This window comes from Nostoc foliaceum FACHB-393 (assembly GCF_014698505.1).
GTDB lineage: Bacteria > Cyanobacteriota > Cyanobacteriia > Cyanobacteriales > Nostocaceae > Nostoc > Nostoc foliaceum_A.
In genome coordinates this window covers 1-19,142 of sequence record NZ_JACJTD010000031.1, presented here as the reverse complement: position 1 = coordinate 19,142, position 19,142 = coordinate 1, and the positions used below count along the sequence as shown (strand labels likewise).

Below are 19,142 nucleotides of genomic sequence, written 5' to 3'. Positions count from 1 at the left end.
AGAGTTGCTCTACAGGCTTTTTATCCCCCCAACCCCCTTAAAAAGGGGAGGGCAAAAAGCTCTCAAAGTCCCCCTTTTTAAGGGGGATTTAGGGGGATCAATACACATTTTTCACCCAGCAAAAAGATGTGTGTACACCGTAGCCTCGTAGGAGAGAGTTAGGAAAGGGGCTGTTCTTGTTAGCTCTGTATTGGACTCAACTGAAAACCGCTATATTAGTAAACCCAAGTTTCATGTTGTTCAGATGATCCGGTTTCAGGTCAAAAATCTAAAATCGGCCAGTCTGGTTCACGATAATAGCGTGTCATGTTGTCAAACTTTCGCAATTCGACGCGATTGATCAAAAATTCTGGCAAATTTAACAGCCATTGTTCATTCAATTGAGAAAGCATTGTGCTAAAACTTGTGCGGTCTAAATCAGATGAAACCTCCCCAAAATAGGCTAAAGTAACATGGGCTGTGAAGTGATAATGCTGCTCAATACCCAAAGCAATTAACTTGGGATTTTGATAAATTGTTCGACGAAATTTAATAATTTCCTCGTAGCAGCGTTCATCTTGAGGTACTAAACAAACGGCTACAGCTCTTGGCATCAGTATCAGTCCCAGCATTTGCCATTTAATCGGATGACTCCTATTTGTCATCAATTGTTGATATTGCTGAAACATTTCGGCTAAACAAGAGTGTAACTCCTCGTCAAATTTGGGATTTTTTTCGCAGGCATCAAGGTAAGCATTGTCCCAAATTAAATCCGCTAAAGTTAGATGGAAGCTAGCAGGAGGTAGAGGCACAATCAAATCACGGTTTACAGGCAACTGTAAAAGTTCCTGTTGGTAAGTCTGTAATTTGGCATAGAAAGCAGAGTTTTGTGATTCTTCTCCTGCGGGCGGTGTAATTAGCGTATAGCCAGGAAAGGACGCTGCTTGTCTCAACCCAGAATGTGGCTGAAATTTAGAAGATTCCTGGATATGCTGGACTTGGGATCTGTGGGTTTCTGGCAGCGTCAGTCGTGCTAACCGATTTAAGTAAGTTTGATAGTTGTCGTCCAATCTTCATAGCCTCACGCTCTCACTTGATAGATTTTAGGGAAAATTACCTTGATTAAGAGAATGATTTCAAAAGTATTTAGTTTTTGGGTGTAATAGAAGCTTATCGGGGGATGAGGGGCATAGGGGCAAGAGGCAGAAGATCAAAAGTTAAATTCTTTACCTATTCCCAATGTTCAATGCCCAATGACCCCATCTACTAGGAGGTTTACCTATGCCAATCTATGTTTACTGGGGTGAAGATGATTTTGCCATAGAAAAGGCGATCGCTACGCTGCGCGATCGCGTCCTCGATCCCCAATGGATAAGTTTTAATTACACTTCATTCACCCCAGATCAAGCTGATGCCACTATTCAGGGGTTAAATCAGGTCATGACACCCACTTTTGGCGCTGGTGGGCGCTTGGTATGGCTAATCAATACAACCCTGTGTCAGCACTGTCCAGAGAATGTTTTAGCAGAATTGGTGCGATCGCTACCAGTCATTCCCGAAAACTCATTTTTATTGCTCACCAGTCGCAACAAGCCAGATGAACGCCTCAAATCTACGAAGTTGTTAAAACAATTTGCCACGGAGTTCCGAGAATTTCCCCTCATTCCCCCTTGGAAAACTGAATTACTGGTGCAATCTGTTAATCAAGCAGCTCAGACTGTGGGCGTGAAACTGACTGCTAATACTGCCCAGTTGTTGGCTGATTCTGTCGGAAATGATACACGTTTGCTCTACAATGAGTTAGAGAAATTGCGGCTATATGCCCAAGGTAGCAATAAGCCTTTAGACATAGATACTGTCACCAAGTTAGTAAGAAATACTACCCAAAATAGTTTACAATTAGCAGCAGCAATTAGAACAGGGGATACAGCTAAAGCTTTGACAACACTGGCAGATTTGATCAATGCTTCCGAGCCGGGATTACGGATAGTTGCCACACTCATTGGACAATTTCGCACGTGGCTCTGGGTCAAGATTATGATAGAAAGTGGGGAGCGCAATCAACAAGCGATCGCTATTGCTGCTGATATCGGTAATCCCAAACGCATCTACTTTTTACAGCAAGAAATCAAGCTGCTTTCTGTGCAACAGTTAATCTCTTGCTTCCCCCTACTACTGGAGTTAGAAGTGAGTCTCAAGCAAGGAGCATCAGAAATGTCAACATTCCAGACTAAAGTTATCGAACTTTGTCAAGTATGCCGAGGAAGTTGACAATCAAATATAAAAGCATGATGTATTGAGCAGTTGCCGGAACTTCCAACTCTGAAAATAATTCAAAGTTCTTATAATATCCCTGATGTAGTTCTGTGTCACACACTATATGAAGAAAATTTCCGATTTCTTTTCTCGTCCTAGCCGAAAGCGAATCCTTTCCCAATCATTCTTTTTCGGCGCGATCGCTACTGCGGGTGTAATTTCCAACGCTTTTTCATTGAGTTCAAAAGCTTATGGTCAAACTCCACCACCAATAGTTAACAATACTGAAATCGACAGCTACGCTCAAGCCGTGCTAGCAATGGAGCCAGCACGTCAAAATGCCTTTGAAGAAATTAAAAAACTTATTGGCAATGGAGAAATTCCCAAGATTGTTTGTAACGATTCTAACAGTTTAAATGGTCTTCCAAGAAAAGCTCAAGATATCGCAGTGAATTACTGTACCCGCTCTCAAAAAATTGTCCAAGATAATGGTTTGAGTATTGATCAGTTCAACAAAATTACTATAGAGCTACAAAATAACAATATCTTAAAACGGCAGGTTTACAATACCTTATTACGCCTGCAAAAAACTCCTGATTCTCCGTAGTTAGAACTTACATAAAAATTAGAGAGGAGCATGTTAAAAATAACTACCCCCGCATGAAAGCGAGGGCTAGTATTGCTTTTCTCAAAAACACTACATTGATTCATCAAATATTTGTTGGTGGATACTAGATTAATGGCTAATAACCTATTGCATTTTCCAAATCAGTTTTTATCAAGAATAAATAAAGCCATTAGATAGTGTACTCTTGCAAAGAAACAAGCGTTAACAATGAGTGGATCTTTTTAATTTTACACTCATTGATCGCTTTTGAATTTTTCTTCAATGCGATACTACCATTCAATTATAGGACATGTTTGCTTGTCGCTTGGTGTGAATATTTTTCATGTGCTTCTTTACGGTGTTTATGGTGATGTAAAGCTTAGTCGCTATTTCTTTGTAGCTGTAGTTGCTTCTATAGAGAAACCAAATTTCAGATTCTCGCGGTGTCAAGTCAAATTTTTTAACTTCAGTGAGTGCTGCATTTTTTACAGACTCATATTGGTTTTCTATGGTCACTAATAAACAAGGCGCTTCAAACCCATCTAAATCTAGCAGTCTCACCCTAATCCGAAAAATATTTAACTTATCAAGCACAATCTCATCCGACAGAATCAGAAGTTTATCAGAAAACAAATACCGACTACTGAGTAACGATTTACAAAGATTCCAAATGGCTGGGGGAACAAAATTCTGATTAAAATTGCCTTGATTGAATTGACAACAAAGGCGATGAGCAGATGCATTAGCATGAACTACTTCACCAGTTTGGCTTAAAATTAATATTCCGTCTTCTAAGCCTTCAATTACTTCTTGTAAAAAATCAGCTCGCTTCGAGTTATGTAAGTCAATACTATCTAGTTGTTGTGGTTCAGTTAATGTTTGTTTTAGGGCGATCATAGGAGTTATATTATTGTATAAAATAATCCTTGTTTGTTAGATACATGAGAGTTAAAAGACGCATCATCTATTTTTTGCGTGATTAACTGAATAATTGGGTGAATATTACAGGTCAATCATGCTAGTATCAGTAAATACAAATGTTATTTTTAACACTATTTTCTTATAATACTTAATTCACAAATTATGTAGCCTCTTTGTCACCCATTTTAGTTACATACTTTAAATACAACTTTGAAATTGCCTATTTCGGAAGTCACTTCTAATAAACCTTGGATAATTTCTCCCCGCCTGTAGTGACCTTCTTCAAAATGCACTAAAGGAGGAAATAAAAGAGCAAGCCTTTTTAAGAGGAGTCATTGCATTGCCTATTGAAGCCGCTTTTGCTAAATAGCGATCGCCCCAATACGCAATAATTATTCATATTGAAATAAAAATTTACATATAAGTTATTTTTATATGTAAGTATTCACCAAGTACGCTAAATCACAAATAAAAAAACTGCTTTTTGGTGATTGTTAATTAGGAAAAAGTTTGAATTTTATATAAATTTTGATATTAGAAAAGAAGGAGATTGCCAATGCCCAAAGCCCCATTTTCTCTAAGTTCGTCCCACAAGGCTGGCAACTACTGTAGCTAACTCCGCCGCCTCAATAGGTTTAGGTAAATGTAGCTGATAACCTTCTTGTATAGCTCGCATCCGATCCTCTGGTTTAGCATAAGCTGTCAACGCTGCGGCTGGAATATTTCCTCCTAGTTCTGGGCGTTGCGATCGCAGTTTGCGGATCAAAGAGTAACCATCTTCCTGGGGCATACCGATGTCGCTAACTAAAACATCTGGTTTCCACTGTGTAATTACTTGCAATGCTTCTTGAACTGATGCAACTGCTTGAACTTCGGCTTGGTACTGTTCGAGAACTGTGGTGATGAATTCACGGCTATCGGCTTGGTCATCTACAACCAGTACCCGCACGCCAAGGAGGGAGACGGGGAGAGGGGAAGACGGCGGGAGGGGCGCAGGGGCAAAGGGTCTGATCGGGGCACTCTTCAAAAGTGGTAGCTTGACTGTAAACGTCGCTCCTTGTTCTTCACCCTGACTATTTGCGTGGACAGTACCGCCATGTAATTCTACTAAATGACGGACGATCGCTAATCCTAGTCCTAATCCACCATAGGTTCTAGTACTAGAACTATCAGCTTGACGAAAGCGATCAAAGACGTAAGGAAGAAAATCAGGACTGATCCCAATGCCTGTATCAATCACCTGAATTTGGGCGTATTTATCCGTTGTCTGTTCTTTTTCTTGTCCACTGACCACTGACAATTGCACCTCTACCCGTCCTCCTGCGGGCGTGAATTTGATAGCGTTGGATAGCAGATTCCAGATGATTTGCTGCAAACGCTCGAAATCCCCGGAAACTAAGAATTGAGAATTTTCGCCCAGGAAGTTGTTTTCTTGGTGTTGATTGGTTTGGAATTGTGCTTGTGGAGATTCTAGATTTTCGCTATTAATCCCGAATCCCGAATCTGAATTTGACGCGAAAGTGACCACAGGGTGTATCCCTGGTGGCGCATTTCGCGTTTCTTTTGAGGGAATGAGGGAAAATCTCAAATCGATTTCCTTGGACTGGGCGGCTAGGCTAACAGTGTCGATGGCCGACTCAATCATCGGAACCAAATTACAAGTAAGGACATTGAGGCGTAATTTGCCTCTAGTCATCCGCGATATATCCAGCAGGTCTTCAATTAGCTGGGTTTGCGCTTTGGCATTGCGCTCAATTGTCTCTGTAGCCCTAGCCATTTGGGTTTCACTGAGCTTGGTTCGTTGTAGTAATTGCGCCCAGCCAAGGATGGCATTGAGGGGCGATCGCAACTCGTGGGATAATATTCCCAGAAACTCATCCTTCATGCGGTTAGCTTCTTGCAACTGCTCAGTTTGTTCTTGCAAAGAAGCAATTAAACTAGCTCGTTCCATTGCGATCGCTATTTGGTCGCATACTGCTTGCATCATCCCCTTTTGGTTCTCGGTGAAGCTTAACCGAGTGCGGCTGCCAAAAGAAAGAGTACCTAACAGCCGTCCTTGGGCGATCAATGGGTATGCATAATAAGCAGTAATGCCTAAAGAGCGAATCAATTCTGTTTTTGGGTCAGTAGATTCCTGTACATTCTCTACAGACATGGGATGGCGTTCGTGCGCTACAGTACCACAAACCCCTTGATTAAGTGCCAACCACTCAATTTCCTTTGCCACCTCCTGGGAAATGCCACTGTAAGACCCCAACCGCATTACCTGAGAGTTATCCTCAACCAAATAGTTAAAGTAAATATCTAAACCAATTTGGTCTGAGAGTTTTCGGTAGACACTATCGATTAGTGCTACTGGTTGCTGACTCGATAGTAAATCATTAGCTGTCTCAAATAGTAGCTTTAGCCTTTTGTAACCTAACGAGAGGGCTTTTTGTGTATCCTTGAGGTTGCTGATTTCTTGGAACACCAAAATACAGGTAGCCGGATGACCGTGCATTGCTGGCAGGGTATCAGCAAATATTAATAGAGAACGCACACCCCCAGGAGTGTGCCAGTCTACCTCCAATCCATTCAGGCGTTCGCCAAGGGCAACCCGTACTCCTGGCATTTGCTCATTGGGGATGCGATCGCCTGCTGCATTCGTGTAGTGATAAACTGTGTGATACTCTGCGGCTGGTACACCCTTGGGAAATTCGCCTCCAGCTAATTCGTCAGCAGAGCGATTGGCAAAAGTTACCCGCGCCGTTCCTGGTTCGATAAACAGCAACGGTCTTGGCATCAGATTTAACACATCCTCCAGCCATTTTTGCTGATTTAGGAGTGCTTCCTCTGCCTGTTTGCGCTCTGTAATATCTAAAAATGCACCAACACATCCTCTGGTTTTACCCTCTTCGTCAAACAGGGGTGCAACATACTCCAGCAGGTTGACAATTTTTCCATTTTCATGGGCAATATCGACTTCAAAATCCAAAACTTCGACACCATGAGCAGCAGAGTACTGCATCGGGAGTTCCTCTGCTGAGAGTTCCCTTCCTTCTCGGTAGATTTTAAATGTTGGTTTTTCTTCCAAGGAAGCACTGAGGGAGGCATTTGTATCTGGCAATATCCCCAACTGCTTGGCAAAAGCAGGGTTTACTTTGATATTTTGGCATTCTGGATCTTCAGCAATGCCAATTCCAATGGGAATTACTTCCAACAAAGTTTGTAACTCAGTAATGCGGCGCTGTAAATCCTTGTTTAGTTGTAATATTTGTTCTTTAGCCTGCTTTTGCTCGCCGATATTGCGAGTCACAGTTGCTAAGGCAATTGGCTGACCTGTCTTCTTGTCTTTAACAGTGAAGATATTGTAATCAACTGGTATCGGTTGACCTGTTTGGAGATGCCGGAAGCAGAATTCTCCCTGCCAGCGCCCTTGTAATAGCACAGTTGGCAGTATGTGTTCTTGAAAATAGGCTTTGTCTTTGGGCATGGCGTAATCTAATACTGCTTTTTGCCTGACTTCATCAAGGCTGGCAAGCCCTACCAGCTTTTGACCTGCATCATTTATGTAGAGTAATTGCCCCTCAAGGGTAGCGATGCCAATAAAGTCAGAGCTATTTTCTACCAGCGATACTAATTTTTGTTGCTCTGCTTCTGCTTGCTTACGTTCGCTCAAGTCGAGGATAAACGCTACTGACTCTTCCCGGCTTTCTCCTAGCAGCACGTAACCAACTAAAACCGGGATACGGCTACCATCCTTGCGGATATATTCTTTCTCGTAAGGCGTACAAGCAGCGTTGGTGTTTCCCTTTGCTTCGGCGATACCTCGCTCATCCAAGTATCGATACTCTGGTGCTGTGATATTGCTCCAACTTACCCTACCTGCTAACAAATCCTCACGCGTGTAACCAATCATCCTCAGATATTCGTCGTTTGCCTTGTGGATACCGCCGTACACATCGCCAAACAGAATCCCGATGACATTAGCATCTACGAAACTCCCCAGTTTAGCTTCGTAAGTTTTCAGTACTTCTTGGGCGAGATCGTGTTGATGGCTGAGGCGTTCAATAACCGACGCACTTTGCCAAATCAAAATAGTAAAAATCACAATCAGAACGATCGCAAACAGCGACACTGCAAATGCCGCGCCGTATTGTCCTGCTCGTTCACCTTCAACAATTAACCACCCCAGTATAAAAGGTACTGCGATCGCGGCAACTAATAAACGACGTGCAAGTAAGCCACCATAAGTATCGCCTGTAACTACCCTCATTAATCCCTGTTCTGCCCGCGCCCACAAAATGCCTATACTTAGTAAGCTGAACAGCACCGCTGTGTGTAAGGCCATTGATGTTGTATAAGGGGCAATTCCGTAGAGAACTCTCACTTTATAGGCATAGCCCATGACTGCCTGAAAGGAAATTAAAGCCGCAACCAGAGCGATAATCTGGGCATACCAATAACTGCGCTGGGTTTTTGGATGAACCAAAAGTTGTAGGGCGATGCTCACCAGCATAAAGTTCACTGCTGTGTTTACCCCCATTCGCCCCGGATGTGATGTCGCTATACTAGTTGGCGAATCACCAAACACTAGTTCATCAATACCGAAATTCCAGCCAAACAAATATTGACAGAGTGTGAGCGCAGCAATTGTGGTGACAGCTATTGCACAGACCCTGGAAATTAGCAGAGTAGGAAATCGGGCGCTGTGGGGGTAATTTTGAATTGTTCTGTTCCCCCTGCTTTCTGCCCTGCTTCCTCCTGTTGAAAACAGCCACAGCGATACACCACACAACACAAAACATAGTGCTGTGTTGACTTTCATTGTGGCAGGACTACCAGGGAAGCCGCGCTTAAAAACTTCAATGCCAAGGTACCAGCCAATTAGTACCAAGCTGCCAACAAAAACAGCCATCGCACTTGCGACTTGTGCCACAAGCGAATTTGTAGGGATTTTAAATATATCTTGCAGCCGCAAGCGGTTAATATTTAACATTTAGTGTTCTCTAACCGCATCTATCTAGCGTAGTAAACTTCCGTATTTCTTACGGGTTAATCATTTATGTCCTTTGTATTTTAGGCTACCCCTTGACTTACTTTTCATCTACCTCTATGCATATTTTTTCTTGCACAATTTAGAGTAGGAAATAATGGTGGCTCAAAAACCACCTTTGCGAGTATTTCAAAATTCCAGAGTCTGTCGCTTACCATCATCTTGGAAACGTTGCTCTCCAACACCAACAAGTTCTACAATCACTTCACGCAGTGGAGGTGTCCATTTCCCAACTCTTGCTCCAATTTCTACTATTGTTTGGGTTGCCTCTGTAAATACACTTATATTGGTGAGTGAAAACTCTTGAGCTTGATACTTGCTTGTCTGTCCATCATCTTCAAATAGCTGATATTCGTTATTACCAGGCCAAATCCGTAATCGGATCTCTTCGAGTAGGTGTTGATCAACGTATTGCCTGACAGGTTGCATGGGGACGATCGCACCGCTACGGACATAGAGTGGCATTCTTTCCAGTGGTGCATGAGCAAGAATGTGAATCGGGCCTTCATAGCGATCGCCACTCCACCAATCATACCAAGTGCCCAGGGGTAAATAGACAGATCGATGCTCAACTCCAGGGCGGTAAATTGGTGCAGCCATCAACGACGCACCTAGCAATACTTGATCGTAGAGACTATAGGTTTTCGGATCGTTAGGGAAATGGTACAATAATGGTCTTAAAATCGGTGCGCCTATTGTTACCGCTTCCCAGAAAAGAGTGTAGATATAGGGAAGTAGTTGGTAGCGTAAATTAATATATTCTCGACAGATATTTTCAACGCGATCGCCAAATACCCAAGGTTCATGACGAGCAGTAGACATTGCCGAGTGGCCGCGCATTAATGGGTAAAGCATTCCTACCTGCATCCACCGAGCGAATAATTCAGCCGTGGCGTTACCAGCAAACCCGCCAATATCGCAACCCACAAACCCGACACCCGAAAGTCCCATATTGCAAAGCATCGGCAGAGACATTTCTAAATGCTCCCACAACGATTGGTTATCCCCCATCCACACAGAAGACCAGCGTTGCACACCAGCATAACCTGATCGCGTTAACACAAATGATCGCTCTGAACTTCGATGCCGTTCCAACCCCTCATAACAAGCTTTAGCCATCATCAACCCATACAAGTTATGCACTTCCGTATGAGTAGAAGCAGACACAGAGATATTCTCCTTATCCCCTTGTCCCCTTGTCCCCTTGTCCCCTTGTCCCCCCTGCGGTGCATCTAGCGGAAACCAAATCTTTTCACCATCATCCCCGAAAGGGCGATCGTTTATGGCAGGTTCATTCATATCATTCCAAATTCCTGCCACTCCAATATCAGTTAGGCTTTTGTGTAAATCAGCCCACCAGTTAGACACATCAGGACGTAAAAAGTCAGGAAAAACAGCTTTCTCAGGCCAAACGTAGCCGTGGAACAAAGCACCATCAGCTTTACGCACAAAATAGTCGTTTTCTAATCCTTGGTCAAAAACGTGATAGTTGGCTTCTGGTTCATATTTCACACCAGGATCGATGATTGTAACTGTTTTAAAACCATCCTCTGCTAAATCACTAATGAGTTTTGTCGGGTTGGGAAAGCGTTGAGGACTCCAAGTAAACACCCGATAACCCCGCATATAGTCAATATCCAAGTGAATAACATCGCAGGGAATGCAGCGCTGACGAAATTCTTGCGCCAGTTCCCGCACAACGGTTTCTGATTCGTAACTCCAGCGACATTGGTGATAACCTAGCGCCCATTTAGGCGGTAATGGCATTCTCCCAGTTAGCTGAGTGTAAGTCTCCAGGATTTGGGCTGGTTCGGGGCCGTAGATAATGTAATAATCCAACTCCCCGCCACGAGTTTCCATCTTCCAAATACCTGGCTGTTCAGCACCAATATCGAACTGACTCCAAAAAGTAGTGTTGAAAAAGATGCCGTAGCCTAACTCTGGGCGCAAAGCCATAAAAAATGGAATTGCTTGGTACATTTCATCAGTCAGTGCATCATAATCTAAGGCATCCGTTGTCCAGTTGGTTTTTACTTCGCTGAGTTTATCCAGAAAGCCTGTGCGTTCACCAAAACCATAGAAATGTTCATCGGCTGCAATTTCTTTCCATCCTGCAACTGCACCCATCCGCCAACCTATACCCATCTCTGCATCTTGTGCAAAAGGGCGATTAGCTTTGTCGAAACAGGCGATACGGCACTTTTCTCGCTGGACACACACACGAATCTGCGCTGTTTCAATTTCTACCGTTGCTTCAGTTTCCCGGACTGCAAAAGGTGTTGTCGCCCATTCTCCATCATCTAGCGTCACTGCCCAAGAGCGGCGGGGCATAAATTCCCCTGTTGGTGCAAAACGCACGCGGATTAAATTGGGCGCAAGTACGCTGATGGTAAGGCGTGAGTCGCCACAATCAAAATTAATAATATTATTGTCCCAGGTTACAGCTTTTACATTACTAACAGTTGTCCAAGGTTGGTTAGTAGTGGGTAGTTTTCCGAAATATTGCGGCATATCACTTATTAAGAGGGTTAACACTTGTCCGCATTCATGATTACAGAGATACTTAGCCTCAAACTCTTTCTTTCGCTAGAAGTTGAGTGAAAGATTAGCAGATATTTTTTTAGCAAGAGTGGTTTTTGTAATGCACAAGTTTGTGCTATTACGGCAGGGTAATCCAACACCAAGAATTATGAATGAGGCGAGAAAGACAAATACGGTGTTTATTCAGTATATTTATTTGGTAGAACATCGCATATCCAGGCATTACCAATCATATTTGCTGTCACTACCCAAGAATATTATAAAGAATCTATTTTTTTAGTCTACAAATATTTTGCAATTTCATCCCCTATTAAGCATATTTTTATGTCTATCATGATGCAGATACATTATTTACAATTAATAGTCTACGCTTATACAATAACAAGCTGGAATAGACATTTTAGCTGAGTTGTGGCACGGATTAAAGACACATAAAGGCATAATCACAGAAGGAAAAATGTTTCGATATTTTTCCTTCTTACTTTCCTATTGCTCTTACCTCCATAACCTTCTTTCCAGCAGAATAAATTAGGCTTGAGACTCTAAAAAATATGCAAAACGACTCTGGTAAAACTATTTCTATTTGGATGACAACGGCAGAAGTCCCAGATCAACCCGTGCTTACCGAAAATACTCATGCAGATGTGTGCGTTGTCGGTGCTGGGATAGCAGGAATGTCAACTGCCTATATGTTAACCCGCGCAGGTAAATCAGTGGTGGTGCTGGATGATGGCCCTATTGGTGGTGGTCAAACGGCAAGAACAACGGCACATCTATCGAATGTCCTGACTTATCGTTACCAGGAACTGGAGCAAATGCACGGTAAAGAGGGCGCACAACTTGTTGCTCAAAGTCATACAACAGCAATTAATACTATAGAGGCGATCGCTACTCAAGAAAACATTAACTGCGATTTCGAGCGACTTGACGGCTATCTTTTTCCGCCAGACCTCAAATCAATAGATGAGATTCAGCACGAGTTAGAAGCAGTACACCGAGTTGGACTCACTAATGTTGAAATGGTGAAAAAAGCGCCGTTGACTGGCTTTGATACAGGAGTATGTCTACGCTTTCCCCAACAAGGGCAATTTGACCCACTAAAGTATCTAGCTGGGCTTGCAGAAGCCATACAACGCCGTGGTGGTAGAATTTATACGGGGACGCATGTAGAAAAAATCCAAGGTGGTTTACCTGCCCGCGTTGAAACAAGCAGTGGAAAAGTTGTGACAGCTGATGCTGTGGTAGTAGCAACCAACTCACCCATCAGTAATTTAGCTACTATGCACTTTAAACAGGCTCCATACATGACTTTTGTCATCGGTGCAAAAGTACCTCGCGGTTCTGTTCCTAAAGCCCTTTATTGGGATACCCTCGACCCCTACCACTACGTAAGATTACAAAGCATTGACGAACAATATGATCTATTAATTGTTGGTGGCGAAGACCACAAAACCGGACAAGCTGACGATGCCTCCTCACGATATGCCAGACTCCAAACGTGGACACAAGAACGTTTTCCGATGGTACAGGAGGTTTTATTTCGCTGGTCGGGTCAGGTAATGAATTCTGATGATGGTATTGCCTACATTGGCAAAAATCCTTTTGATGAGGAAAACGTCTACATCGTCACGGGTGATACAGGCATAGGAATGACCCACGGCACGATCGCGGGGATACTCCTAACTGACTTAATTTTAGGGCGAAAGAATACCTGGACAGAGCTTTATGACCCATCACGTGTGAGAATTGGTGGAGTAGGTGATTTTATCTCCGAGAATCTTAACGTTGCTGCCCAGTATTTAGAGTGGGTGACACCAGGGGATGTTGATTCCGTTGAAAAAATTGCTCCCGGTACAGGTGCAGTAGTGCGGCATGGTTTGACAAAAGTCGCAGCTTACCGAGATGAAAACGGCATACTGCACGAACATTCTGCAATCTGTACCCACCTTAACTGTATCGTTGCCTGGAATTCCTCAGAAAAGACCTGGGATTGTCCATGTCACGGTTCGCGGTTTGATACCCAGGGCAAGGTAATCAACGGCCCAGCAATTAATGGGCTGGCACCAGTGGAAAACAAGTAAAAAGTGGAGACTGTAGCTTTAACCTGACTCGAAACAACTACTTGAATTTCCATGTATTGAGACCGGTGAGAGGTCAAATATTCATAAATATTTTATTGAGTGGGCCAACAGCCCACTTTTTTATTGTCAATCTCGTAAATATACGGGAACTTCTTGTTCTCTCTTATGGTCACTTTATGTCACCTTCAACAGCAAGGAGGTTCCCACTGTAACCAATCAAGCGTAGGTGTAGCCTAACCTAGGCATCGCAGCCCTCTATGTCCAATTTAACTTACCCTAACTCTTGAACAAGCCGCCGTTCGCATCTAATAGCTGCGTACAGTTCCTGTTATTCGTTACCAGCTTTTCCTAGATTGTCTTTATATATACAATAATTACAATTTGATAGTCAGATTAACGCAGACTTAAAACACTTTCAAATCCCTAAAATGGATGTTTGCTGATGGAAAAAATTCGCGTCAATCAACCAAATATTAGCATTTATATATATATATACGCTAAAAGTTTATGAAAGCTATATTAAACGGCATATTACACATTTTTGCGACCAAAAGCCTATATACTGGATTAGACTTTGTTAAATTTGAGAGTTTTGTTAATTGCAGCACCAAAAACTATTAATTTTTAGATTAAATACTAACGTATCTTATAGTCTATAGTTTTTAAGGTTTAGTCAAAACTATATCCAGTATCATCAAAAAACTGCAAACTTCATGTGGTGCAAAAATCAATCGGGGAGTGAAAACATGAATTTACGTAGAGATGCATTGCAAATCCTCAAAGAAACTAGCCGAACTTTTTATATCCCAATTAGTCTTTTACCGCCAGGATTACAAGAAGCAGTAGCATCAGCATATTTGTGTATGCGTGCCATTGATGAAATTGAAGATAATCCCGAACTAGATAACGCTACTAAAGCAAAGCTCTTAAAAACGATTAGCCTGACATTACAGGCAGGGGTTGATGGCTTCGCGGTAGATGCTTTCTTGGCAGGATTTAGTGGGTATGAGAATACCTTAGAAGAAGTCACTGTGAGGATTAGAGAATGGTTGCTGCTAGCACCAGAGACCATTGCACCTCGAATTTGGGATGCCACTGCTGCAATGGCAGACCGGATGGCTTACTGGGCAGAAAGAAACTGGGAAATTGATACAGAATCTGATTTGGATCGTTATACCTTTGGGGTTGCAGGTGCAGTGGGATTGTTACTATCAGACTTATGGAATTGGTACGATGGAACACAAACTAACCGTACCCAGGCAATTGGGTTTGGTCGGGGTTTACAAGCAGTTAATATCCTGCGTAACCATACTGAGGATTTAGGGCGTGGGGTAGACTTTTTCCCAGAGGGTTGGAGTGCTGCAAATATGCAAGAGTATGCGCGGCGCAATCTAGCCCTGGCAGAAGCTTACACCAAAGAACTTCCTACCGGCCCAGCCTTAGATTTTTGCCAAATTCCCTTAACCTTAGCTAATGGAACTCTTGACGCCCTTGCTAACGGTAAAGAGAAACTCAGCCGCAGTGATGTTTTTGCACTTATCGAACAACTGATTAGTGTGAACATGAAAGCCAGCTAATAGTCTCTTAACGACTAATGGAGATGATTCTAAATTGCCTCCAAATTTGGGCATCCAAAATCCTATAGCTATTTTCTGTAGGGGAGCCAGTGCGGTCTTCTCCCATTGCGTAGCATCTCCGTTGACGCAGCGTCTCGTAGAGAAGAGAAGGAGAAGTTCAGTTCGCCCTCTTGCTTGGCAAAGCCAGACGCTCTCTACGAGACGCTGCGCATAGCTAGCTTTTGAGTAGGGTTAAGCGAACACGGTTAACGCTGCGCTATCAGCCCAAGTTGCCGTTTTGACTTCTATCCAAATAGAGCAACTGGCGTTGGGCACTGCCCCTCCAATACTTTTAAATACCAATTATCCAGAATAAGATTATAGATACAATCATGCAAAAATCTAGATTAAAGCTGACTTGCTCAATTCCGAACTACCTTAGCGAGTCGGGAGAGCAGCACGCCACATCTAACAAGCTTTAAGAGAGTGTTATTACGATTTGGTATATAGTATAAAGTAAACTAAGTATTTTGGGCAACGTAAGTATAATAAATTATTTTGTTTTGGCGATCGCTTTACGTAATATCAATTAAACTTTAGAAACTCTTCAAAGGATTTCCAGCAAAAATTACCTTGCAAGAGTTGATTAATATCTAAATAATTGAAAGGGAGTATAACACTCCCCGTGATTATTCGTGCAGCGAGTTGACAGTGCATGAGCTACTGCTTAAATCCTACCTGTCCCAATCCAGAAAATTTGGTATATAGCCAAAGGTGTCAGTCTTGTGGCTCGCAACTACTGTTGCGCGATCGCTATCAGGTGATCAAACCATTAGGTCAGGGTGGCTTTGGAGCAACCTTCTTAGCCCATGATCAAGGCTTACCAGGAGAACCGAGTTGCGTAATTAAGCAATTACGCCCATCAGGAAGCGCCCCACACGTTTTACAGATGGCCAGAGAACTCTTTGAGCGAGAAGCCAAAACTCTAGGTAAGATTGGCAATCATCCCCAAGTACCAAGATTGTTAGACTATTTTGAAGATCATGAACAATTCTACTTAGTTCAAGAATACATCAGTGGTGATACATTGCAGGAGGAGGTGAAACTTAACGGCATCTTGAGCGAAACTGGAGTCAAGCAATTTTTGAGCGAGGTTCTGCCACTATTGCAATATATCCATGAGCAAAAGGTGATTCACCGTGATATCAAGCCAGCCAACTTAATTCGCCGCACTCAAGATGCCAGAATGGTACTCATCGACTTTGGTGCGGTCAAAAACCAAGTCAGCCAAGGTGCGACAAGTCAATCAGGGCAGACAGCATTAACTGCATATGCCATTGGCACTCCTGGTTTTGCACCTCCAGAGCAAATGGCGATGCGTCCAGTCTACGCCAGTGATATCTATGCACTGGGGGTGACATGCATTTATTTACTGACTAGTAAAACTCCTAAAGATTTAGATTACAATCCCCACACTGGCGAGATGATGTGGGAGCAGCTTGTGCAAGTGAGTGACCACTTGAGCAATGTATTGCGAAAAATGTTAGACGTGTCTGTACGTAGTCGCTATCAGTCAGCGGCAGAAGTTCTCAGAGCATTGGAAATAGAACCATACTTAGAAAGTTTAGCAAAGGGTTTACTGCTTAAATCTGATACCGGAGCTAAAGAGCGAACACACAACCACTTGGAAAATTCTGCTGTTTTATGTAACAACCATTCTGCTGCTGTTACCAGTGCAGGAGTGGCACAGGTAGCGGCAGCAATTCGCGCCAGACGAGCCAAGGCTGCGGAAGCTGCTGGATTACATCACGGCTCTGGGATGGGCAAATCAACGACTTTAGCTAACAGCAACAGCAATGGTTCGCAAGTTCAAAATTCTAAAATTGAGCGTAAGTTAGATACCCAAGGTTTATTAACAGCCTATCTCAAGGGAAGACGGGATTTTGCCTTACACAATTTAAATTTGCTGAATCTGCAAGGTGCTGACTTATCCCAAACAAATTTCCATTCCGCTCAATTGCAAAAAACCAATCTCCAGGGAGCTAATCTCCACAATAGTGACTTTGGCAGAGCCAGTCTCACGCAAGCAAATCTCAAGGATGCTAATTTGAGCAAAGCATACTTTAACCATGCTGATTTAGAAGGAGCAGACCTGCGAGGCGCAGACCTCAGTAATGCTTATCTCAGCAATGCTAACCTTCGAGGAGCTAATCTGTGTGGTGCCAATCTCACCAATGCCAAAATTTCTGATGAGCAGCTAGCACTAGCAAAAACAAATTGGATGACCGTGCGTCCTAATGGGAAACGAGGCTTATTGTAAGTTGAAAGTTTAAATTTGAGAGCTACTCGCTCTGGTTGCCAGACTAACGCTGTTTTATGACTCTCACGAGATAAAAATTAGAAACCAATGTTTCTGATTAGTTTTTATAAATCTAGGCGTAGGTTGGGTTGAGGAACGTAGCAAAATCCCGTAGGGTAACCCAACATCAAGAATCCTTGATTTTGTTGGGTTTCACTTTGTTCAACCCAATCTACAAATATTTTATTTTTTCAGAGTAATAAAAGAGCACTGTTCTCTCCTTTTTAAGGACGGTTAAGGAGGATCAAGTCTTAAACTGAACTGTATTGTTTTAAAGCATTCTCTTATAAAAGTTTATTTTTATATATTTTATAAATCATAGCTACACACGCAAAACCCTTAATTTTGCATTAGTCCACGGAGGTGGGCTTTGCTTTTGTAGTAGCGAATTCCATTCGTCAAATACTTTTAAAATACCCTCTAAGGTTCACAAGGCTTTGATTTCCTCACTAGCTTGATAAAGTAGCTCTTATTCTTCAGGTAAAACTCAGATTTATTCAAAATTGACCAAGTATATATAATAGTTGGGTTGAGCGATAGCCATTGCTCTCGCAAATGTTAAGAAAGATCCAGTTTTGTAGCAAAAATATGCTAACTTTTGGTAATTCTTAATCAAATCTTCATGGTTTTTATCTGTTACAAATAGCAAATGATTATTTACAATAAACAATAAAGTATAATAATTTTTTAAAGATATTTTCATGCTTTCTTTTGATGCCTAGAAACAACAGGGAATTTCGTACCTAAAATTTGTTAAACCTAACGCTATTAAGCCAGCGGAAAGTGAAAACGTAATTATCCCTGATTGTAGACTGAAGCAAAATATTCATAACCAAAATCAGGTAGTACAAGGTTTATGTATGATGGCTGACTTTGCACAAACGGAAATAGAACGGCGATTAACTTTATACCAGGTATTCCTGAAGTTGTATGAACACCACAGCAGCCTTCTAGATGAAATTCTTCAGCTAGAAAACCTATCTCAACCGTCGTTGAGGAGGGTAAAAGTATGTTATGTACATGGTGTAGTGGATAGTGCTGCTGTTTATTTGATGACTAACTTGTGCGACAATCAGACCCAAAGTTTACGGCAGCCACAGCAAATCTGGACAATAGGTCGTAATCGCAGCAGTGGTATTTGCATTCCTGATAGTTATATGTCTCGTCGCCACGCTGCTATTCAATATATTGATGATCAAGGTTTCTACTTCATAGACTTCAAGAGTACCAATGGCTCATTTGTGAATGGCGATCGCGCAGAGAAGCCGATCAAGCTCAAAGATGGCGATCGCATCCGTCTAGGTAGTATGACTTTTGATTTTTTCATGAATTATACGTGTCGCGTTTTGCCAACTGTCGCAATGGAGTTATTGATGCAACTTGTGCATCGAAAGAGCGATAATCAAGTAGAAATACTTACTTATCCTCATGACAGACCAAAACCTTTGTTTGAAAAACCAGATGATAATTCAGAGATTTTCAAAAATTCTGGGCTAGTTGAGAAGTTTGAACATTGGTATGACAACTTCAGTTCAGAACAAAAATCAGAAATTTTAGATCGCTTTTTTAGCAGACAGATACCATATAATCCCAGCTAAAAAATTGGAAATTATAGTCATTTTCAATTGGGTGAAATATACACAATTTTTAGGGGCAAGATTTACGGTATTGACTTAGGACTAAAACACTTTGCTGTCGTAACCGATGGCAAGAAAATATCTTTTTACGACAATCCTAAACACCTTGCCAAACACGAGAAAAACCTCAAACGTAAGCAGAAAAAATTAGCACGTAAAGTTAAGGGGAG

11 protein-coding genes are annotated in these 19,142 nt (G+C 42.3%); 7 read left to right on the top strand and 4 right to left on the bottom strand.

Annotated features, from left to right (window positions below; genetic code table 11):
- Positions 1-260: 260 nt before the first annotated feature.
- The gene (locus H6G92_RS23010; protein ID WP_190896109.1) at positions 261-1,049 is read right to left on the bottom strand and encodes a DUF1868 domain-containing protein; all 789 of its coding nucleotides are present in this window, start codon (positions 1,047-1,049) and stop codon (positions 261-263) included.
- A gap of 211 nt (positions 1,050-1,260) precedes the next feature.
- Here H6G92_RS23010 and holA point away from each other — a divergent pair, with 211 nt between their 5' ends.
- Together holA and H6G92_RS23000 are read left to right on the top strand one after the other, a co-directional pair.
- The gene (gene holA / locus H6G92_RS23005) at positions 1,261-2,250 is read left to right on the top strand and encodes a DNA polymerase III subunit delta (RefSeq protein WP_190896107.1); all 990 of its coding nucleotides are present in this window, start codon (positions 1,261-1,263) and stop codon (positions 2,248-2,250) included.
- Positions 2,251-2,359: 109 nt separating this feature from the next.
- Complete coding sequence (locus H6G92_RS23000) at positions 2,360-2,842, top strand: DUF4168 domain-containing protein (protein ID WP_190896105.1); 483 nt, start codon at positions 2,360-2,362, stop codon at positions 2,840-2,842.
- A gap of 297 nt (positions 2,843-3,139) precedes the next feature.
- Here H6G92_RS23000 and H6G92_RS41350 read toward each other — a convergent pair whose 3' ends face one another.
- The 3 genes from H6G92_RS41350 to H6G92_RS22985 all read right to left on the bottom strand — a co-directional run bounded on the left by H6G92_RS41350 (position 3,140) and on the right by H6G92_RS22985 (position 11,309).
- Complete coding sequence (locus H6G92_RS41350) at positions 3,140-3,739, bottom strand: LuxR family transcriptional regulator (RefSeq protein ID WP_190896103.1); 600 nt, start codon at positions 3,737-3,739, stop codon at positions 3,140-3,142.
- A 601-nt stretch (positions 3,740-4,340) separates the two neighbouring features.
- A complete protein-coding gene (locus H6G92_RS22990; protein ID WP_190896101.1) occupies positions 4,341-8,741 on the bottom strand; it encodes a PAS domain S-box protein in 4,401 nt (1,466 codons plus the stop codon).
- A 186-nt stretch (positions 8,742-8,927) separates the two neighbouring features.
- A complete protein-coding gene (locus H6G92_RS22985) occupies positions 8,928-11,309 on the bottom strand; it encodes a glycoside hydrolase family 31 protein (RefSeq protein WP_190896099.1) in 2,382 nt (793 codons plus the stop codon).
- Between the two features lie 581 nt (positions 11,310-11,890).
- Between H6G92_RS22985 and H6G92_RS22980 the strand changes: the two genes are divergently transcribed.
- From H6G92_RS22980 to H6G92_RS22960, 5 genes are all read left to right on the top strand, one after another.
- Positions 11,891-13,420, top strand: coding sequence for an FAD-dependent oxidoreductase (locus H6G92_RS22980; RefSeq protein WP_190896097.1), 1,530 nt, complete (start codon positions 11,891-11,893; stop codon positions 13,418-13,420).
- Positions 13,421-14,166: 746 nt separating this feature from the next.
- The gene (locus H6G92_RS22975; protein WP_190896095.1) at positions 14,167-14,997 is read left to right on the top strand and encodes a squalene/phytoene synthase family protein; all 831 of its coding nucleotides are present in this window, start codon (positions 14,167-14,169) and stop codon (positions 14,995-14,997) included.
- A 694-nt stretch (positions 14,998-15,691) separates the two neighbouring features.
- Positions 15,692-17,296 carry a serine/threonine-protein kinase gene (locus H6G92_RS22970; protein WP_190896093.1) on the top strand — a complete coding sequence of 535 codons (1,605 nt, stop codon included), beginning with the start codon at positions 15,692-15,694 and terminating at the stop codon, positions 17,294-17,296.
- Between the two features lie 902 nt (positions 17,297-18,198).
- Positions 18,199-18,933: an FHA domain-containing protein gene (locus tag H6G92_RS22965; protein WP_190896209.1), complete on the top strand. Its 735-nt coding sequence runs from the start codon at positions 18,199-18,201 to the stop codon at positions 18,931-18,933.
- A 27-nt stretch (positions 18,934-18,960) separates the two neighbouring features.
- A partial coding sequence (locus H6G92_RS22960; RefSeq protein ID WP_242059280.1) for a transposase occupies positions 18,961-19,142 on the top strand: 182 nt, incomplete at its 3' end.